The sequence below is a fragment of the Nocardioides sp. Root682 genome (assembly GCF_001427795.1).
Lineage (GTDB): Bacteria > Actinomycetota > Actinomycetes > Propionibacteriales > Nocardioidaceae > Nocardioides.
On the sequence record NZ_LMHJ01000001.1, the window covers coordinates 1,199,421 to 1,217,142 of the forward strand.

The 17,722-nt window shown below is 69.3% G+C and carries 17 protein-coding genes; 8 read left to right on the top strand and 9 right to left on the bottom strand.

Features of this window, described 5'->3' with window-relative positions; translation table 11 throughout:
• Positions 1-10: 10 nt before the first annotated feature.
• The 6 genes from ASD84_RS05565 to ASD84_RS05590 all read right to left on the bottom strand — a co-directional run bounded on the left by ASD84_RS05565 (position 11) and on the right by ASD84_RS05590 (position 7,015).
• Entirely contained in the window at positions 11-904 is an 894-nt protein-coding gene (locus tag ASD84_RS05565; protein ID WP_056707525.1) for a GNAT family N-acetyltransferase, read from the bottom strand.
• Positions 905-960: 56 nt separating this feature from the next.
• Positions 961-1,569: a LysE family translocator gene (locus tag ASD84_RS05570; protein WP_056707527.1), complete on the bottom strand. Its 609-nt coding sequence runs from the start codon at positions 1,567-1,569 to the stop codon at positions 961-963.
• Between the two features lie 378 nt (positions 1,570-1,947).
• Entirely contained in the window at positions 1,948-2,787 is an 840-nt protein-coding gene (locus ASD84_RS05575) for a hypothetical protein (protein ID WP_056707531.1), read from the bottom strand.
• 3 nt (positions 2,788-2,790) lie between these two features.
• Positions 2,791-4,605, bottom strand: coding sequence for a methionine--tRNA ligase (metG, locus tag ASD84_RS05580; RefSeq protein ID WP_056707534.1), 1,815 nt, complete (start codon positions 4,603-4,605; stop codon positions 2,791-2,793).
• Positions 4,606-4,686: 81 nt separating this feature from the next.
• Positions 4,687-5,334 (bottom strand): DsbA family protein, encoded by a 648-nt coding sequence (locus tag ASD84_RS05585; RefSeq protein ID WP_056707537.1) that lies wholly within the window; start codon positions 5,332-5,334, stop codon positions 4,687-4,689.
• 49 nt (positions 5,335-5,383) lie between these two features.
• Positions 5,384-7,015 (bottom strand): CHAP domain-containing protein, encoded by a 1,632-nt coding sequence (locus tag ASD84_RS05590; protein WP_162251494.1) that lies wholly within the window; start codon positions 7,013-7,015, stop codon positions 5,384-5,386.
• A 196-nt stretch (positions 7,016-7,211) separates the two neighbouring features.
• Here ASD84_RS05590 and pepN point away from each other — a divergent pair, with 196 nt between their 5' ends.
• Positions 7,212-9,794, top strand: coding sequence for an aminopeptidase N (gene pepN / locus ASD84_RS05595; RefSeq protein ID WP_056707542.1), 2,583 nt, complete (start codon positions 7,212-7,214; stop codon positions 9,792-9,794).
• An 11-nt stretch (positions 9,795-9,805) separates the two neighbouring features.
• Here the strand turns inward: pepN and ASD84_RS05600 are convergent, their stop codons facing one another.
• Positions 9,806-10,168: a DUF5130 family protein gene (locus tag ASD84_RS05600; RefSeq protein WP_056707546.1), complete on the bottom strand. Its 363-nt coding sequence runs from the start codon at positions 10,166-10,168 to the stop codon at positions 9,806-9,808.
• A 6-nt stretch (positions 10,169-10,174) separates the two neighbouring features.
• Positions 10,175-10,543 (bottom strand): hypothetical protein, encoded by a 369-nt coding sequence (locus ASD84_RS05605; protein ID WP_056707549.1) that lies wholly within the window; start codon positions 10,541-10,543, stop codon positions 10,175-10,177.
• 81 nt (positions 10,544-10,624) lie between these two features.
• Here ASD84_RS05605 and ASD84_RS05610 point away from each other — a divergent pair, with 81 nt between their 5' ends.
• The 6 genes from ASD84_RS05610 to ASD84_RS05635 all read left to right on the top strand — a co-directional run bounded on the left by ASD84_RS05610 (position 10,625) and on the right by ASD84_RS05635 (position 15,458).
• A complete protein-coding gene (locus ASD84_RS05610) occupies positions 10,625-11,653 on the top strand; it encodes a mechanosensitive ion channel family protein (RefSeq protein ID WP_082573177.1) in 1,029 nt (342 codons plus the stop codon).
• 31 nt (positions 11,654-11,684) lie between these two features.
• Complete coding sequence (locus ASD84_RS05615) at positions 11,685-12,068, top strand: globin (RefSeq protein ID WP_056707553.1); 384 nt, start codon at positions 11,685-11,687, stop codon at positions 12,066-12,068.
• A gap of 753 nt (positions 12,069-12,821) precedes the next feature.
• Positions 12,822-13,364: an RNA polymerase sigma factor gene (locus ASD84_RS05620; protein ID WP_056707555.1), complete on the top strand. Its 543-nt coding sequence runs from the start codon at positions 12,822-12,824 to the stop codon at positions 13,362-13,364.
• Between the two features lie 112 nt (positions 13,365-13,476).
• The gene (locus ASD84_RS05625) at positions 13,477-14,007 is read left to right on the top strand and encodes a hypothetical protein (protein WP_056707558.1); all 531 of its coding nucleotides are present in this window, start codon (positions 13,477-13,479) and stop codon (positions 14,005-14,007) included.
• A gap of 112 nt (positions 14,008-14,119) precedes the next feature.
• Positions 14,120-14,650: an RNA polymerase sigma factor gene (locus ASD84_RS05630; RefSeq protein WP_056707559.1), complete on the top strand. Its 531-nt coding sequence runs from the start codon at positions 14,120-14,122 to the stop codon at positions 14,648-14,650.
• Between the two features lie 22 nt (positions 14,651-14,672).
• Positions 14,673-15,458, top strand: coding sequence for an enoyl-CoA hydratase/isomerase family protein (locus ASD84_RS05635; RefSeq protein ID WP_056707562.1), 786 nt, complete (start codon positions 14,673-14,675; stop codon positions 15,456-15,458).
• On the opposite strand, the gene ASD84_RS05640 is transcribed toward ASD84_RS05635, so the two are convergent.
• Entirely contained in the window at positions 15,433-16,353 is a 921-nt protein-coding gene (locus ASD84_RS05640) for an acyl-CoA thioesterase (protein WP_056707565.1), read from the bottom strand. The genes ASD84_RS05635 and ASD84_RS05640 overlap by 26 nt on opposite strands.
• A gap of 151 nt (positions 16,354-16,504) precedes the next feature.
• Between ASD84_RS05640 and ASD84_RS05645 the strand changes: the two genes are divergently transcribed.
• Positions 16,505-17,716 (top strand): acetyl-CoA C-acetyltransferase, encoded by a 1,212-nt coding sequence (locus tag ASD84_RS05645; RefSeq protein WP_056707568.1) that lies wholly within the window; start codon positions 16,505-16,507, stop codon positions 17,714-17,716.
• Positions 17,717-17,722 lie beyond the last annotated feature (6 nt).

Sequence of the window (17,722 nt, forward strand, 5' to 3'; positions counted from 1 at the left end):
ACCCTAGGGGTCAGCCCCAGCGGAGCTCGATGGTGTCGGCGACGGCCTCGTAGCCCAGTGCCTGGTAGATCGCGTTGGACGTGGGGTTCGCCTGGTCGGTGAACAGGATGACCCGGTTGCCCGCGACCTGGAGCTCTGCCGACACCTGCGCCACCGCCGCGCTGGCCAGGCCCCTGCCCCGCTCCTCCTTCGGCGTGAAGACCGGCCCCACCCGGGCGACGCCGTACGCCGGCGGGTTCCACCCGGTCAGGTGCAGAGGGCGGTCGTCCTCGTCGACCCAGAACCGGAGCACGTCGTCGGCCAGCTTCCGCTCGATGTCCTCGCGGCTGAAGTGGTCGGCGTGGTGCCCGTCGTTCCGGTCCCTGCCCGCCTGCTCGTTGGCGTCGAGGAAGAACTCACGGATCCAGGTCAGTGCGAGCTCGGCCTCCTCGGCACGGACCGCACGCAGACTCCCCGCCACCGGGCGGGCGTCGTTCAGCCTGCCCAGCTCGAACAGGCGCGAGTGCATCGAGACGCGGACCTCGCTGCCTGACCGGGACGCGAGGATCCCCGCGACGATGTCGGAGGCGGGACGGAGGCCGTTGATGCCGCCGACCTCCTCGCCGCGCGCAACCAGCGCATCGCCGAGCGCCACGGCCGCACCGTCGGACATCGCCAGCAGGTATGGCGGGTACGGCGGGAACGGGGCCGTGCGCATGGCGACCCCGTCGATGTCGCCCGTCGGGCCGGTGACCACCGCGAACCAGGCGAAGGGCAGGTCCTCCGGCACGCCGTGGTCGGCGAAGCGCTGCGCCGTCGTGCTCACCACCGTCCCGGTCACCGGGTCCTCGGCGAGGTGCTCGCCAGCCCGCGCGAGGAACGCGCTCGCGTCGTCGGTGAACCAGACGTCGTACTCACTGCTCATGGTTGATCGTGCCGTGCCGGCATCTCGCTGTTCAACCGGATTTCGTCGCGCCCCGGTCAACGGTGCTCGAAGGCCAACCGTCCGGCCAGTACGGCGAAGCTCGCGGCGAACGCCTTGCGCATCCGGTCGAGGACCGTCGGGCGCGACAGGACCTGGTCGCGAACAGCGGCGGCGAAGGCGGCGTACAGAGCGAAGACCGCGAAGGTCATCAGCATGAAGACGCCGCTCAGTGCGAGCATCGCGGGCACCGCTCCGGAGCCCGCCGGGACGAACTGCGGCAGGAACGCGAAGAAGAAGATCGTGAGCTTCGGGTTGAGCAGGTTGAGCGTGATGCCGGACAGCAGCACCTGTCGGGTCGAGCCCGGTGCCGACTTCTCGTCAACCGCCAGCACACCGCGGTCGCGCCAGGTCGACCACGCCATGTAGAGCAGGTACGCGACGCCGGCGTACTTGAGGACCGAGAAGGCCACCCCGCTCGCGTGCAACAACGCCGCGAGGCCCGTGATCGCGGCCAGCATGTGGGGGATCGTGCCGAGGGTTCCAGCGAAGGCAGCCAGCAGCCCGGCGCGCGTGCCGCGGGTGAGGCCGGCGGCGATCGCGTAGAGAGCGCCGGTTCCCGGCGTCACGCAGATCACCAGCGAGGTCAGCAGGAAGGCGGTGCTCATGCCTGTGGAGACTATGCGGGCTGCCGGAATTCGTCGTTTGTGCCTCACATTTTCGGCCATTCGATGCTGGGATGCGGGAGGGTGCGGAGGCCGGCTCAGGCGCGCAGGCGTTGTTCGTGGCAACCCCGAACCGTCCGGATCTGCCGATGGGATCACTGCGAGTGACACGAACGACATGTCCCAGCGGCCCGAATACCTGTCGTTCGTGTCTCTCGCGGTTTGTAGCGTCCCGAACCGGAGCCCGGTCGTCTTGCCATGGTGCAGAACGCGACCAGCTATGCCGCCATCGGAGCGGAACGACTTCTCATGCCGCAGACAGCGCTTGGCTGGCCTGGTCTCGAGACGGTTGCTGCGCAACCTCCTCGACCAACGGCGGGATCAGGTGCGCTCGAGCTTGTAGTGCAGGCGCATCGCGGTGGCGCGACCCATCCGCAGCACGTGGTCGGTCCGCAGCACGCCGCGGTCGTCGACGTACACGTGGAAGGTCTCGTGCACGGGGGCGCGGGACGCGAAGGTGCGCCCGCCGTCCTCGACGACGACATAGGCGCCGTCACCACCGAACCGGCCACCGGGCGACTCCAGCCACAGGGAGCCATCAGGCAGGACCGACGGCTTCAGGAAGACCTGCACGTTGCCCGACTCGAGCGGGAACGCGACGTGGACCGACGGGCGCGAGGCGCCGGGAAGCGTGCGGTGCGAGTAGCACCCGCTGAAGACGTACTCACCCGTCGCCCGCAGGGTTCGCAGCCAGCCCGCCGCGACCTGGTGGCCGGCGGCGTCGCGGATCACCGAGATCCGGCTGTCCATGCCCTTCGCGACGTCGAGAGGACGCGTCGGCAGCGCGAGCTGTTCGACGCGCTTGCCGAAGAAGCGGGAGACAAGCTCGCCGCCCGGCCAGGCCCAGGGCGCCCAGGCGCTCCACACCTCGACGTGCCACCGCGCGGTGTGCTCGTAGAAGTCGCGCACCTGCGGCAACAGGTCAGCGGCCCGGAAGCCCGGGCCATCGAGCTCGGCCATCGACGCCAGCAGGCCGGCGTCGGGCGATGCGTCATCGACCCGGCCGCCGTGGACTGCAGCCTCCGCGGCGAGCCACCCGTCGCGGACGACCGCCGACGTGCTCGTCGGCGCCCGCAGCCAATGGTGTGCGCCCGCCAGGTCCACCGGCCGCCCCAGCGAACGCCAGAACTTCCGGGTCCCGAGATCGACCAGCGGTGTCACGACTCAGACACCGAGACGGGCGAGCTCTTCGTCGACGATCACGGGGTCCAGCTTGGTGAAGACCGGCGTCGGCTTCGCCACCGCGCGTCCGACCTCGATCAGGTGCCGCTGCCAGTTCGGGAACCCGGTGTAGTCGCCGGTGATGATCGGGTACGACCGGCCCTCGATGTCGAGGTCGGCGACCTCCTCGATGCGCGGCATCGGCGCGATCGCACCCTCACCGCCGAACGCCTTGTCGACCTCGTTGGCGGAGAACGGCAGGAACGGGCTGAGCACCAGGTTCAGGTCGGCGACGCACTGCGCCATCACGTGCAGGATCGTGCCCAGGCGTTCGCGGTCGGCTGGATCCTTGGCCAGCTTCCACGGCTCGAGGTCCGAGACGTACTTGTTCACCTCGGCGACGGCACGCATCGCCTCACCCACGGCCTGCTTCTGCCGGTGCTTGCCGATCAGGTCGCCGACGGTGTCGAACGCAGCCTCGGTCGCGGCGAGCACGGCGCTGTCCTCGGCGGTCAGCTCACCGGCCGGGGGGATCTCCTCGAAGTTCTTCGCGATCAGGTTGGCGGTCCGGTTGACCAGGTTGCCCCAGCCGGCCACCAGCTCGTCGTTGGTACGACGGACGAACTCGGCCCAGGTGAAGTCGGAGTCCTGGTTCTCCGGGCCGGCCGCTGCCACGAAGTAGCGGAACGCATCGGGCTGGTAGCGCTCGAGCAGGTCGTGGACGTAGATGACGACCTTCTTCGACGAGGAGAACTTCTTGCCCTCCATCGTCAGGAACTCCGACGACACGACCTCGGTCGGCAGGTTCAGGACGCCGAGCTCACGCGGCGACCCGCCCTTGTCGCCCTTGCCGGCGTAGGCCAGCAGCTCAGCGGGCCAGATCTGGGAGTGGAAGGTGATGTTGTCCTTGCCCATGAAGTAGTAGGCGAGGGACTCCTCGTTGCCGTCGCTCGCCGGGTTCCACCACTCGCGCCAGGCGTCGGGGTTGCCGGTACGCCGGGCCCACTCGATCGATGCGGACAGGTAGCCGACGACGGCGTCGAACCAGACGTAGAGCTTCTTCGTGGGGTTCTCGCGCCAGCCGTCCAGCGGCACCGCGATGCCCCAGTCGATGTCACGGGTCATCGCCCGGGGGCGGATCTCCTTGAGGATGTTCTGGCTGAACCGGATCACGTTGGGCCGCCACAGGCCCGTCGCCTCGCGGCCGTCGAGCCACTCGGTGAGCGCCTCGGCCAGCGCCGGGAGGTCGAGGAAGAAGTGCTGGGTCTCGATGAACTCCGGCGTCTCGCCGTTGATCTTCGAGCGCGGGTTGATCAGGTCATGCGGGTCGAGCTGGTTGCCGCAGGTGTCGCACTGGTCGCCCCGCGCGCCATCGGCCCCGCAGATCGGGCAAGTGCCCTCGATGTAGCGGTCGGGCAGCGTGCGGCCGGTCGACGGCGAGATGGCGCCGTACGTCGTCTGCTCGACGAAGTAGCCGTTCTCGTAGACCCCGAGGAACAGCTCCTGTACGACGGCGTGGTGGTTCCCGGTCGTCGTACGGGTGTAGAGGTCGTAGCTGACGCCCAGCCCGACGAGGTCCTCGATGATCAGCCGGTGGTTCTTGTCGGCCAGCTCCTGCGGGGTCACTCCCGCCTCGTCGGCAGCGATCAGGATCGGCGTGCCGTGCTCGTCGGAGCCCGACACCATGAGCACCTCGTTGCCCGCCATCCGCTGGTACCGGCTGAACACGTCGGAGGGAACGCCGAAACCGGCGACGTGGCCGATGTGGCGGGGGCCGTTGGCGTACGGCCAGGCGACAGCGGAGAGGACATGCGTCATGGGGCCAACCTTAGGGACTCTGGCGCGCGGGGTCTCGAGACGGTTGCTGCGCAACCTCCTCGACCACCGGCGGCGGGCCCGTCAGGAGAAGTCGAGGTCACCCGTCCGTGAGCGCTTGAGCTCGTAGAAGTACGGGAACGACGCGACCGCGACACAGCCGTCCCAGAGCCGGCCGGCCTCCTCGCCCCTCGGGATCTTCGACAGGACCGGACCGAAGAATGCCGTGCCGTTGACGTGGATCGTGGGCGTGCCGACGTCGTCGCCGACCGCGTCCATGCCCTCGTGGTGGGAGCGGGCCACGGCCTCGTCCCACGACGGGTCGGTGGCGGCGTCGACCAGATCGGCGTCCAGCCCGGTCTCGGCGAGAACCTCTGCGATCAGTGCGAGCCCGCCGTCAGCCTGTTCGTGCAGCTTGCGGCCCTCGAGGTGGATCCGCTGCCCGAACGCGTTGTACATCGGGAGCAGCACCTTGTCGCCGTACCGCTCCTGGGCGGCGAGCAGCACCCGGACCGGGCCCCAGGCCGGCGCGAGCATCGTGCGGTACGCCTCCGGGATGTCCCGGTCCTTGTTGAGGTAGCCCAGGCTCATCACGTGCCAGACGACCTCGACGTCGCGGACCTCCTCGACCTCGAGCATCCAGCGGGACGTGATCCATGCGAACGGGCACAGCGGGTCGAACCAGAGGTCGGCGCGGTTGCGCTCCGAGGTGCGCGAGGAGATGTCAGCCATGGTGGCCGAACCTCCGCCGACCGGGAGGCATTCCCGATCGTGGCGATTCTCAGAGAACGTTCACCGAACCGGTTGCTCGCGCAGCCGGGACCACTGTCGACCCGAGGTACCGCACGGCCACCTCCTTGGTGCCCGACGTGCCGACCCGGACCGACACCCGCGCGCGACCGTCGACCAGGTTCACCGTGTCGGACCACTTGCCGATCCGGATGATGACCTTGCCGGTGACGGGGACGACGCCCGGTGCCGTGACGCGCACCCGGGCATAGGCGGTGCGACCACGCCCGTCGGTGACGATCGTGATCTTCGCCGGGCTGGTCACCACGCCGGGCACCGCGACCGTCTCGGCCAGCGGTGCGTAGTTCTTTCGGGTGCGGTTCACCTGGAGCGACACCTTCGCGCCGGCGTCCGCCGCCGTGAGGCGGTACGACGACGCGGTCGCGCCAGCGATCGGCACCCCGTTGCGGAGCCACTGCCGGGTGAGCGTCGCGTCGGTCGGCGTCGCCGCGCCGTCGGTGGCCGTCAGGGTGGCACCCACGGATGGGGTGCCGGTGACCACCGTCGGTCGGGTCAGCGCGATGTTGCCCATCAGCACCTGGCCCACGGTGATCGTCGGCGCAGTCGTGGTCGGGTATCCGTCCTGGCGGGCAACCGGGACCACGGTGATCGTCTTGCCGACCAGCGTTGTCGTCAGGGCGAGGGTGGCCCCGTCGTTGCCCTCGATGCGGACGTTGTCGGCGAACCAGCGCCAGCCCATGACACGGGGCGTCGGCGTCCAGGTGCCGGCCGTGGCGGTGAGCACCTCGTCGACGTACGGCGTCCCCTCGACGACGGGCTGCTCCTTGAGCTGGAAGGTGCCGCGAGCGACCGCAGCGGTGGCCACCGAGGTCTGGACGCCGTCGGTGTAGCCCGCACGCCGGGCGCGCACCGTGACCGTGACGGGCTTGCCCAGGTCGGCGGCGCGCGGCGTGAAGGTCGGCGTGACGACACCGGTGCTGACACCACCGACGAGCCAGGTGTAGGTGAGGCTGCTCGGGCTCACCGACCAGCTGCCGGCACTGGCCGTGAGGGCGGAGCCGACGGCACTCGTGCCGGTGATCTTCGGAGCTGCCTTCGCGACGATCCGCTTGTCGGTGAAGTGGATGAAGCCGGTCGGCCAGCGACCGCTCGACTTGGTGATCGTGCGCCAGTGGAAGGTGCCGCCCCAACTGTCCTCGGAGATCACGATCTCCGTCGACGACACGACCCGTTCGACGTAGGCGACGTGACCGGCCGATCCGCTGCCGTTGGAGTAGCGACCCCACCAGGCGATCGCGCCGACGTTCGGGACCTGATCGGTGATGCTGGCCATCCGCAGGCCCCACTCGCTCGCGTTGCCCAGACCGGTCCACGGACGCGTCGCGGGTCCGCCGGACTTGATCACCCGGTACGCGGCGTAGTTGGTGCAGTTGTGACCGGAGTACATCTGCCAGTACATCTTGCCGCTGACCGCGCCGTACCCGGCGTCGGAGAAACCCGCGCTGCTGCATCCGGAGTAACCACTGCAGAGGTAGGTGGTCGCTGCCGATGGGGAGGTCGCGACACCGACCCGCGCCGGTGATCCCACCAGCAGCAAGGTCGCGATGAGCGCACTGGTGACGACGGTGGTCCCCCAGCGCGCAGCCAGTCCCCGGTTGCGCATGTCGAACACCATCGGACACATTCGCCTCAAAACGCAACAAAAACCCCAAAAAACCCGTTCTTCACTGGCGTGTCGCGTTGACATTTCATAGTTACACCGTTGTAGTTCCGCGGCGCCGCCCGCACACCCCTTCGCTCCAACCGTCTCCGGCCCGCCCGATTGTCTGACAATGTGGCCCGGATGTAAGGATGACGCCATGCCCGGCACCAACCTGACCCGCGACGAAGCGGCCACCCGCGCCGCCCTCGTCGACGTGACGTCCTACGTCATCGACCTCGACCTGACGAACGCGACCGCGGAAGGCGTCGAGACCTTCGGGTCGACGACGACGCTGACCTTCACGTGTCGCGCGCCGGGCGGCACCACCTTCGCCGACCTGGTCGATGCGACCATCCACGAGATCACCCTCAACGGCGCTCCCCTGGACCCCGCGACGGCGTACGCCGACAGCAGGATCACGCTCCCCGACCTGCAGGCCGAGAACGTCCTCGTCGTCCGCGCGGACTGCACCTACTCCCACACCGGCGAGGGACTGCACCACTTCGTCGACCCGGCCGACGGGAACATCTACCTCTACTCGCAGTTCGAGGTGCCCGACGCCCGCCGCGTCTACACGACCTTCGAGCAGCCCGACCTCAAGGCGCCGTTCACGTTCAACGTGACCGCGCCCGCCCACTGGAAGGTCGTGTCCAACGCGGCCACTCCGGAGCCGGTCCCCGCGGGCTCAGCCAACGGCGTCGAGGCCGCCGTCTGGAACTTCCCCGCCACCAAGCCGATGTCGACCTACATCACGGCCGTCGTCGCCGGTGACTACTACGAGGTCCAGGACGTCTACGAGGGCAAGCACGGGACCATCCCGCTGGGCCACTACAGCCGTCAGTCGCTCAAGGAGTTCCTCGAGCGCGACCGCGAGGAGATCGTCACCCTCACCAAGCAGGGCTTCGAGTTCTTCGAGGACGCCTTCGGCTACCCGTACCCGTTCGGCAAGTACGACCAGCTCTACGTCCCCGAGTACAACATGGGCGCGATGGAGAACGCCGGCTGCGTGACGCTGCGCGACGAGTACCTCCCCCGCTCGCGCCAGCCGCGCTCGTTCTACGAGTTCCGCGCCTCGGTGATCCTGCACGAGATGGCGCACATGTGGTTCGGCGACCTCGTGACCATGAAGTGGTGGGACGACCTCTGGCTCAACGAGTCCTTCGCGGAGTGGGCCTGCTACCACGCCGAGGCGCTCGCGACGTCGTACGACGACGCCTGGACGGGGTTCACCAACGCGCGCAAGCAGACCGGCTACCGCGCCGACTCGCTGCCCTCGACGCACCCCATCGCGGCCGACAACGTCGACCTGCACGCCGTCGAGGTCAACTTCGACATGATCACCTACGCCAAGGGCGCGGCGGTGCTCAAGCAGCTCGTCGCCTGGGTCGGCCTGGACCCGTTCCTGGCCGGTCTGCGCCAGTACTTCCATGACCACGAGTACGGCAACACCGAATTCTCGGACCTGTTGACCGCCCTCGAGAAGGCCTCGGGGCGCGAGCTGTCGAGCTGGGCCCAGGAGTGGCTGCAGACGGCCGGTACCAACACCCTGTCCCCCGAGCTCGAGCTGGCAGCAGATGGCACCTACGCGGCCTTCGCCGTGCGCCAGACCGCTCCCGCGGACCACCCGACACTGCGACGCCACCGGCTCGGCATCGGCTTCTACAACACCAACGACGACGGCCGGCTGGTCCGCACCGACTACGTCGAGGTCGACGTCGAGGACGAGCGCACCGAGCTCGCCGAGCTGGTCGGCAAGGCACAGCCCGAGCTGCTGCTGCTCAACGACCAGGACCTGGCCTTTGCCAAGATCCGCCTCGACGAGCGCTCTCGTGCGACCGCGATCGCCCGCCTCTCGGACCTGGACGACTCGCTGGCTCGTGCGCTGATCTGGAGTGCTGCCTGGGACATGACCCGCGACGCCGAGCTCTCGGCGTCGGACTTCGTGACCCTGGTCCTCGGCAACATCGGCCAGGAGACCGACGCGTGGGGCGTCAGCCGGATCCCGGTGTACGCCGCCCAGGCGGTCAACCTCTACAGCAACCCGGCCGGTCGCGCCGCCCTCTCAGCCCGCTGGCAGGAAGGCCTGCGCGCCCTCCTGGAGCAGGCCGAGGCCGGCACCGACCACCAGCTGACCTTCGCGCGCGCCTGGGCCGGCGCCGCGACCAGCGACGCAGCGATCGCCGAGCTGGAGGCGGTCCTCGACGGATCCCTCGTCCTCGAGGGCCTCGCCGTCGACCAGGACCTCCGCTGGGCGCTGCTCACGGCCCTGGCGCGCGTCGGCCGGGCGGACGACGCCCGCATCGACGAGGAGCTGGCCAACGACAACACCATCTCCGGCCAGGAGAAGTCGGCCGCTGCACGTGCTGCGATCCCGACCGCCGCGGCGAAGGAGCGCGCCTGGACCCAGGCCCTGCTCGACCCGTCGGTGCCGAACGAGACCCAGCGCAGCGTCGTGCTCGCCTTCATGCAGCCCGGCCAGGACGAGGTGTTGGCGCCGTACGTCGCCACCTACCTCGCCGAGGTCGCCGGCACGTGGGAGCGGTTGGGTGCCCACAAGGCCTCCGTCGCGCTGGAGTTCATCTTCCCGCGGATCCTGGCCACGCAGGCCACCCTGGATGCGGTCGACGCCTGGCTCGCCGAGAACGCCGAGACGGTCAACGCCGGCGCGGTGCGCTACGTCCGCGAGGGACGCGCCGATGTCGCTCGGGCCCTCGCCGCACAGGCTTTCGACGCGTCGTAAGGCCGCGAAGCTCAGTCGCGGGCGAACTCGCCCAGGAGCTCGATCCCGCGGTTGAGGCCGCCGGCGAGGTCGCCCGCCGCAAAGAGCTCGGTCATCGCGGTGACGGCCTGCGCCGACTCGTCGTCGGTGAGCCGCTCGCGAACATGACCGCCGGTCACGATCTCGACCGCCTTGCGGGCGGTGTCGACCATGATCAGGACGCTGCGGGCGGGCAGCACGAGCGTGTTGTGCAGGCTCGTGGCGAAGGCGCGCGGGTCACCGGTGGCGGACCCGACGAACACCGAGATCTCGGCCCGGCACGCCTGCTCGGCGTGACGGATGGTGACGTCCAGCGTGGCGCGCTCGGCCTCGCTCAGGGATCCGTTGCTGTTCATGTCGGACTACCAGGTCCCGCCAGCGCCGCCGGCCTTCGAGTTGTCGGAGTCCGGCGCGGCCAGCTCACCGGCCGCCTTGCGCGGCCCGCCCAGCCACTGGTTCTCCGGCACGAGCGCGTCGATGCTCAGGTCCTCGCCACGGGCGAGCGCAGGCGCCACGAACAGCAGGGTGATGACGACGAACGCGAGCAGGGGGATGCCGCCGAGCACGAGGAACGCGTGCAGCACGTCGATGTCGGGCTTCGGCTCCCAGCTGCCGGGGCGCGGCTCCGGGGTGTCGGCGGAGGCGGTGCCTGCCGACACGACAACGAGCAGCGCGCTCGCGCCGACGAGGGAGCACAGAGCGAGGACACGTCGAAGAACAGTGCTGGTCACGGGAGGAGGATATCGGCAGATGGGCGTCCATGGCGGGGTGGTGTCACCAAGAGCCTCAGGTCGCTTTGGGACACTGGCCCCATGTCGGCGTCCACGCTGTCCGTTGTCCCCCTGATCACTCCCCTCGTGGCGAGTCCCTGTGCCGACGGCGAGCAGGTCTGCGAGCTGACCTACGACTGGACCGGGAACTCCCGGCTGGCCGACTGGTCGGACGTCCTGATCGGCGTGCCGCTCGCCATCGTGGGGCTGATCCTGTTCGGCCTGGTCACCCGCTGGCTGCTGCACCGGATGGTCGACCGGATCGCCAGCCGGGCCGAGCGCGGGGTCCTGCCCGAGCGGGTGGAGGGTGCCGTCTCCGCGCGGCGCAAGCAGCGCGCCGCGACCATGTCGGGCGTGCTGAAGAGCATCGTCACGTTCATCGTGGTGGCGATCATCGGGACGATGGTGCTCAGCGAGATCGGGGTCGCCATCGCGCCGATCATCGCCAGCGCGGGGATCCTCGGGATCGCGCTCGGCTTCGGTGCCCAGTCACTGGTCCGCGACTTCCTGGCCGGCATCTTCATCTTCATCGAGGACCAGTACGGCGTCGGGGACGTCGTGGACGTGGGCGAGGCCAACGGCACCGTCGAGGCCGTCACGCTGCGGATGACCCGGCTCCGGGACATCAACGGCACCGTCTGGTACGTCCCCAACGGCGCGATCCTGCGGGTGGGCAACAAGAGCCAGAACTGGTCGCGCGCGGTGGTCGACGTGTCCGTCGGGTACGGCGAGGACCTGTCCAGCGTCCAGCGGGTGCTGCGCGACGTGGCCCACGACCTCTGGCAGGACGACGACTTCCGCCACGTGATCATCGAGGAGCCCGAGGTGACCGGCGTCGAGATGCTCGCCGCGGACTCGGTGACCATCCGCGTGATGGTGAAGACGGCGCCCCTGGAGCAGTGGGCGGTGGCTCGCGAGCTCCGGCAGCGGATCAAGGCCCGTTTTGACCACGAGGGCATCGAGATCCCCTTCGCGCAGCGGGTCGTGTGGCACCGGCAGGACCGCCGCGACGCCGTCGCACCGGACAGCGCACCGGACGCCGCTCCTGCAGCCGCAGGGGACGAGGGATGATGACCGGCGATGATGGACAGCGTGATCCGCGATGAGTGACGCCCCGACCTTCTACGACGAGATCGGCGGCTTCGAGACGATCCGCGGGATCGTGGCGAAGTTCTACGAAGGAGTCGCCCAGGACGTCGTACTTCGCCCGATGTATCCCGATGCTGACCTTGGCCCGGCCGAGGAGCGCTTCCTGCACTTCCTGGTCCAGTACTGGGGCGGCCCGACGACGTACTCCGAACAACGGGGCCACCCGCGGCTGCGGATGCGGCACGCTCCCTTCGCCGTGGACCTGGACGCCCGGGACCGGTGGCTCGGCCACTTCCGGGCCGCGCTCGACAGCGCCGACCTCACCCCGGAGCAGGACGCGCGGTTCTGGGACTACGTCACCCATGCGGCGAACTTCATGGTCAACACGACCGCCTGAAAGATATTTCCTGCCACCATGTAACGGCGACTGCCACCCATGACAGGTACAGCACGAGGGACTTCCCTGTTCCTCGTCCGTGTCCCGCTCCCCGCGGGCCACGGCGACGACACTCGAAAGAGGAACGATGACCCGGCCGGACTGGATCGACACGCTGAGCGCTGAGCTGCGCCCCGTCGACCCGGACCCGGTACTGCTCGCGCAGCTGACGCAGTTGAGCGCAAGCTCAACAGCTCCCGCTGCGCGACCGGGTCGGTCGGCTGGCGCCCGACTCGCGATTGTGCTGGGGGGTGCGATCGCGGTTGGTGCAACCTCGTGGGCAGCGGGTGCCCTGCCCGGAACGGAATCTCCGTTTCGCCCTGAGGAGCAGGTGACGCAACAGCCGACCGACCCAACACCTGGTGGCGTCCGAACCCCACTTTCGGACGCCCCGACGCCACCTGCTGGCGAGCAGTCCTCGCCAGCAGGTGGCGCCCAGGTCGGAAGCCCGCCGACCGCCCTCCCGACCGCGGGCGGGTCGGCCACGAACGGCGCACCCGGTGTCCCCGAAGGAGTGCCGCCCGGTGTCGCCGTCACGACCCGGCTGCCCGACCTGCCCGAGCTGCCCGGCCTCCCCAAGCTTCCTGACGTCCCGGCGACCTCCCTTCCGCCGGGACTCAGTCATGTTCCGACCGTGACCGTTCCCAGAGGTTCGACCAGCACCAGGTCGTCCCGCACCCCCCGGCCGCAGGAAGTTCTGGTGACGCAGGGGCGGTGACGACAGACGACGAGGTCGTCGCCGCAGCCAAGCAGGGCGACTCTGATGCGTGGCGTGAGCTCTACCGGGCTCACGCCTCTCGTCTGTTGCTCTGGCTCCGGACTCGCAGCTCGGGCGAGGAGAGCCCCGAAGACATCGCCTCGTCGGCCTGGTTGGTCGCCGCCGAGAAGATCGCCGGCTTCCACGGCACCAGCGACGACTTCGCCGGGTGGCTCTTCGGCATCGCCCGCAACCTGGCCGCCAACGCCCGGCGACGCGCCGCCCGGCGTGACCAGCTCTCTCTCGGAGACGGCGCCCCCGCCAGCGAACCGGGGCCCGAGAGCGCCTCGAGCAACACCGACTGGGCGCGCCGACTCCTGTTCACCCTTCCGGAACGCGAACGTGACGTGGTGACCTGCCGGGAGGTGCTTGACATGGACGTGACATCGACAGCCACAGCGCTCGACATCAGTGCGGTCGCCGTCCGTGTCGCCCACCACCGGGGCCTGCGCCGCCTGCGCAACCGGGCGGTCACCGAAGAAACCGCTGAGCCCGCGTAACACTTCGCTGCCCTGCCTACATGTTCAGGGTGAAGGCAGCCCCCTTCCCGGGTGGGGGTTGACGGAGAACGCAGGACCCGATCGCCAACAACACCACCCCGAAGAGCAGGAAATGACGAGTCAGCACCGATCCGAACAGCTCCGCGTCGTCCCACCGACGCTCGAGCCGGACCTGGTGTTCCTCGGAATGCTGGCCGACCTGAGCGCGAGCTCACGTGCGGCCGGCCACCGAACGGCTCGGTCGGCTGGACTCCGCATGATCGTCGCGACGGCTTCTGTTGCCGTGATCGCGGCGGCGACGTGGGCGGGAGGCAACGGCATGGAAACCCCACTTTCCCCTGCCGACGCCCCGTCCCACCAGGAGCCCTCCGGCCCGCCGAGTCACGGAGACGTCGCTACCCCACAGCGCGACGTATCCATCTCGCCCGGAAGCCCCGTGTCCCCGGGGCTTCCGGGCACACCCTCTTCCGCGACTGCCCTGGCGCGCGGCGACGACCCCGCCGCAGCCAGCTCCCGCACCGACACGTCCGCCGGCAAGGCGACCGGCAAGGGCAGGTCCAAGGTCGGCAAGGGCAAGAGCAAGGCGAAGAACAAGGTCTCGAGGGTCCAGCGCCTCGAGCAGGCCCGAGCATCACGAAAGTAAAACTGACCGTTCCATTTGCCTCCGCCGCAGGGCGGAAGGCGCGACAATGGCGGTGAAGGTTCGGGAGATTCCCTCGGGCTGAGGAGCTGGCCGACAGGGGTGGGAAACGTCCGTGCGCGCCGACGACGAAATCGTCGCCGCTGCCAAGAGCGGTGACGCGGCAGCATGGCGCGATCTGTATGGCGCGCACGCGGGTCGACTGTTGCTCTGGCTCGAGGCTCGCACCGCGACGGGCAGCGAAGCACCCGAGGACCTCGCCGCCGCAACCTGGCTCGTGGCGGCCGAACGGATCGCCGACTTCAACGGCGGCACCTCGGACTTCGGTGGCTGGCTGTTCGGGATCGCGCGCAACCACGGCGCGAACGCCTGGCGCCGGACCGGCACCCGCACCCGCGGACTCGGAGCGCTGACCGCCTCCACCAACGGGGAACACCCGAGCCCCGAGAGCTCCCTGATCGCCGACGAGTGGGTCCGTCAGGCGCTGGCCGGGCTGCCCCCGCGGGAACGCGACGTCGTCGCGTGCCTGGAGGTCCTGGACATGGATGTCGCGGCGACCGCATCCGCCCTCGGCATGACGGCCGTCGCCGTCCGCGTGGCACGGCACCGCGGGCTCAAACGGCTGCGTTCTGCCATCACCAACTAGAACGCGTTCTATTCTGGGTGGCATGACGCTCACCGTGTCCGACGCGAATCGGGTCCGCACCCTTCTCCTGGACCGCCCTGAAGCCCTCAACGCCTTCAATGAGGAGCTGTACGACGCCACGGCGGATGCGCTGCTCGAGGCGGCCGAGGACCCCTCCGTCGCGGTGGTGCTGATCACCGGCAACGGCCGGGCCTTCAGCGCCGGCACCGACCTGCTCGAGATGCACCGGATCGCCACCGACCCGGACTTCCCGCGCGGCAAGCACGGGTTCGTCGGCCTGCTGGACGCGCTGGTCGACTTCCCCAAGCCGCTCGTCGTGGCGGTCAACGGACTGGGGCTGGGCATCGGCGCCACGATCCTGGGCTTCGCCGACCTGGCGTTCATGTCGACCGAAGCTCGCCTGAAGTGCCCCTTCACCTCGCTCGGCGTCGCACCGGAGGCCGCGTCGTCGTACCTCTTCCCGGCACTGGTGGGGCGACAGAACGCCGCCTGGGTCCTGATGTCGGCCGAGTGGATCAGTCCCGAGGAGGCTCAGGCGATGGGCCTGGTCCTGCGCGTCTGTGAACCCGCGGACCTGCTGCCCGTGGCCCGACAGCACGCCGAGGTCCTGGCCACGCGGCCGATCTCGTCACTCATCGCGGTGAAACGAACGATGACCGAGCCGCACCGCGAAGCGATCCGTGCCGCGCGGGACCGCGAGAACGCAGCCTTCGCCGAGCTGATGGGCGGACCCGCCAACCTGGAGGCGTTGGCGGCCTTCGCCGAGGGTCGCCAGCCCGACTTCACCCAGCTGCCGACGGGTTCGTGAAGGAGTCCTTCAGCGGACCACCCAACGCCTCGACGATCGCCTCGCGGTAGCCGGGCGGCGGGACCACCGAGCGCTGCGTGACGGGATCGAAGAACACCAGCACACAGCGCGAACGGGCCAGCACGCCACCGCGCGCACCCGAGGTCGAGCCGTCGACGATCTCGGCCTCGAGCGTCATGGACTTGCCGCCCATGGCGGTCACGATCGACCAGCAGTCGTACGGCTCGGCGCGCAACGTGATCGGGGCGACGTACTCCAGATCGGTCCGTGCGACCACGACGTTGATCCGCGGATACTCGGAGAGTGCGTCCTTGAGCTTGCGGAACAGCGCGATCCGCGCCTCCTGGAAGTACTCGAAGTACAGGACGTTGTTGACGTGGCGATAGATGTCGAGGTCGGAGAAGCGGACCTGCACGGGATAGTGCACCGCGTGCTCACGCGGCACCGACACCTGGACGGCACGGGAGCGCTCGCCGCTCTCGGCGTACGGCGCCAGGGCGGCCCGCTCCTGGTCGGAGATCCGCCGCGGGGCACCGGTCGCCAGGACGAACGGCGCCATCACCGTGCGGGCGCGCAGGAAGACCGTGCGATCGCCGTCGGCGCTCTCGCGGTAGATCTCGTGGTCGAGGGTGAAGGTGGCGCCGTGGATCCCGGTCACCCAGGAGTCGATGAAGACCGTTGCACCGCCGAGCAGGAGAGGAGCCACGAAGGACACCTCGTGCCGGACCACGACGTATCCGTCGCTCTCGTGGCGTTCCACGCCGGCTGCGTGCAGGCACGCGCGCAGCAGGGCACCCCGGGCCTCCTGGAGGTAGTCGACGAAGCGCACGTTGTTGATGTGGCCGAGGAGGTCGAGGTCGGCCCAGCGCAGCGGGCACTCGTAACGATGACGCACCCGAGCATGGTTCCACGGCGTCCGGACGCCGAGCCGCGAGGATCCTGCCGGACGAGATGGGACGTGGCGTCCGCCACGAATAGAACAGGTTCTATTCTGGTTCCCACTACGCTGTGCCCGATCCGTCTTCACCCGTTACCCAGGAGTGTTCATGCCCGAGGCCGTCATTGTTTCTGCTGCTCGTACCCCGATCGGACGGGCCAACAAGGGCTCCCTCAAGGACTTCCGTCCCGACGACCTGACCGCGCTGATCGCCCAGGCGGCACTCGACAAGATCCCGGCGCTGAACCCGAACGAGGTCGATGACTTCTACCTCGGCTGCGGCCTGCCCGGCGGCGAGGCCGGCAACAACATGGCCCGGATCGTCACCTCGCTCATGGGCTACGAGATCCCGGGCGCGACGATCACCCGCTACTGCTCCTCCTCGGTGCAGACCTCGCGGATGGCCTTCCACGCGATCAAGGCGGGCGAGGGCGACGTCTTCATCTCCGCCGGCGTCGAGACCGTCTCGCGGTTCCAGTTCGGCACGTCCGACCACATCCCGAACACCAAGAACCCGCTCTTCGCTGACGGCCAGCTGCGCACCGAGGAGTACGCCCAGGGCGGCAAGGACTGGCACGACCCGCGCGAGGACGGCCTGCTCCCCGACGTCTACATCGCCATGGGCCAGACCGCCGAGAACGTCGCACGCCTGCGTGGACTCAAGCGCGAGGACCTGGACGCCTTCGGCGTGCGCTCGCAGAACCTCGCCGAGAAGGCCATCGCCGACGGCTTCTGGGCTCGCGAGATCACCCCGGTCACCCTCGCCGACGGCACCGTCGTGTCGGCGGACGACGGCCCCCGGGCCGGCGTCACCTACGAGGCACTGTCCGGCCTGCAGCCGGTGTTCCGCCCCGACGGCGTGGTCACGGCGGGCAACTGTTGCGCGCTCAACGACGGCGCCGCTGCGGTCGTGATCATGTCCGACACCAAGGCAGTCGAGCTCGGCCTCACGCCGCTGGCCCGCATCGTGTCGACCGGGGTCTCCGGCCTCTCCCCCGAGATCATGGGCCTGGGCCCCGTCGAGGCGACCCGCAACGCCCTCAAGCACGCCGGCATGACGATCGACGACATCGACCTCGCCGAGATCAACGAGGCCTTCGCCGCCCAGGTGCTGCCCTCCGCCGAGGACCTCGGGATCCCGATGGAGAAGCTGAACGTCAACGGCGGCGCGATCGCCGTGGGCCACCCCTTCGGCATGACGGGTGCCCGCCTGCAGAACACCATGCTCAACTCGCTGGACTGGCACGACAAGACCACCGGCCTGATCACCATGTGCGTCGGTGGCGGCCAGGGCATGGCCATGATCCTCGAGCGCATCTGATCGATG

Bases quoted from the DNA above. Each gene is read 5' to 3' on its own strand.
- ASD84_RS05565 (WP_056707525.1), bottom strand. From the start codon at position 904: ATGAGCAGTGAGTACGACGTCTGGTTCACCGACGACGCGAGCGCGTTC.
- ASD84_RS05570 (WP_056707527.1), bottom strand. From the start codon at position 1,569: ATGAGCACCGCCTTCCTGCTGACCTCGCTGGTGATCTGCGTGACGCCG.
- metG (WP_056707534.1), bottom strand. From the start codon at position 4,605: ATGACGCATGTCCTCTCCGCTGTCGCCTGGCCGTACGCCAACGGCCCC.
- ASD84_RS05585 (WP_056707537.1), bottom strand. From the start codon at position 5,334: ATGGCTGACATCTCCTCGCGCACCTCGGAGCGCAACCGCGCCGACCTC.
- ASD84_RS05590 (WP_162251494.1), bottom strand. From the start codon at position 7,015: ATGCGCAACCGGGGACTGGCTGCGCGCTGGGGGACCACCGTCGTCACC.
- pepN (WP_056707542.1), top strand. From the start codon at position 7,212: ATGCCCGGCACCAACCTGACCCGCGACGAAGCGGCCACCCGCGCCGCC.
- ASD84_RS05600 (WP_056707546.1), bottom strand. From the start codon at position 10,168: ATGAACAGCAACGGATCCCTGAGCGAGGCCGAGCGCGCCACGCTGGAC.
- ASD84_RS05610 (WP_082573177.1), top strand. From the start codon at position 10,625: ATGTCGGCGTCCACGCTGTCCGTTGTCCCCCTGATCACTCCCCTCGTG.
- ASD84_RS05615 (WP_056707553.1), top strand. From the start codon at position 11,685: ATGAGTGACGCCCCGACCTTCTACGACGAGATCGGCGGCTTCGAGACG.
- ASD84_RS05625 (WP_056707558.1), top strand. From the start codon at position 13,477: ATGACGAGTCAGCACCGATCCGAACAGCTCCGCGTCGTCCCACCGACG.
- ASD84_RS05635 (WP_056707562.1), top strand. From the start codon at position 14,673: ATGACGCTCACCGTGTCCGACGCGAATCGGGTCCGCACCCTTCTCCTG.
- ASD84_RS05645 (WP_056707568.1), top strand. From the start codon at position 16,505: ATGCCCGAGGCCGTCATTGTTTCTGCTGCTCGTACCCCGATCGGACGG.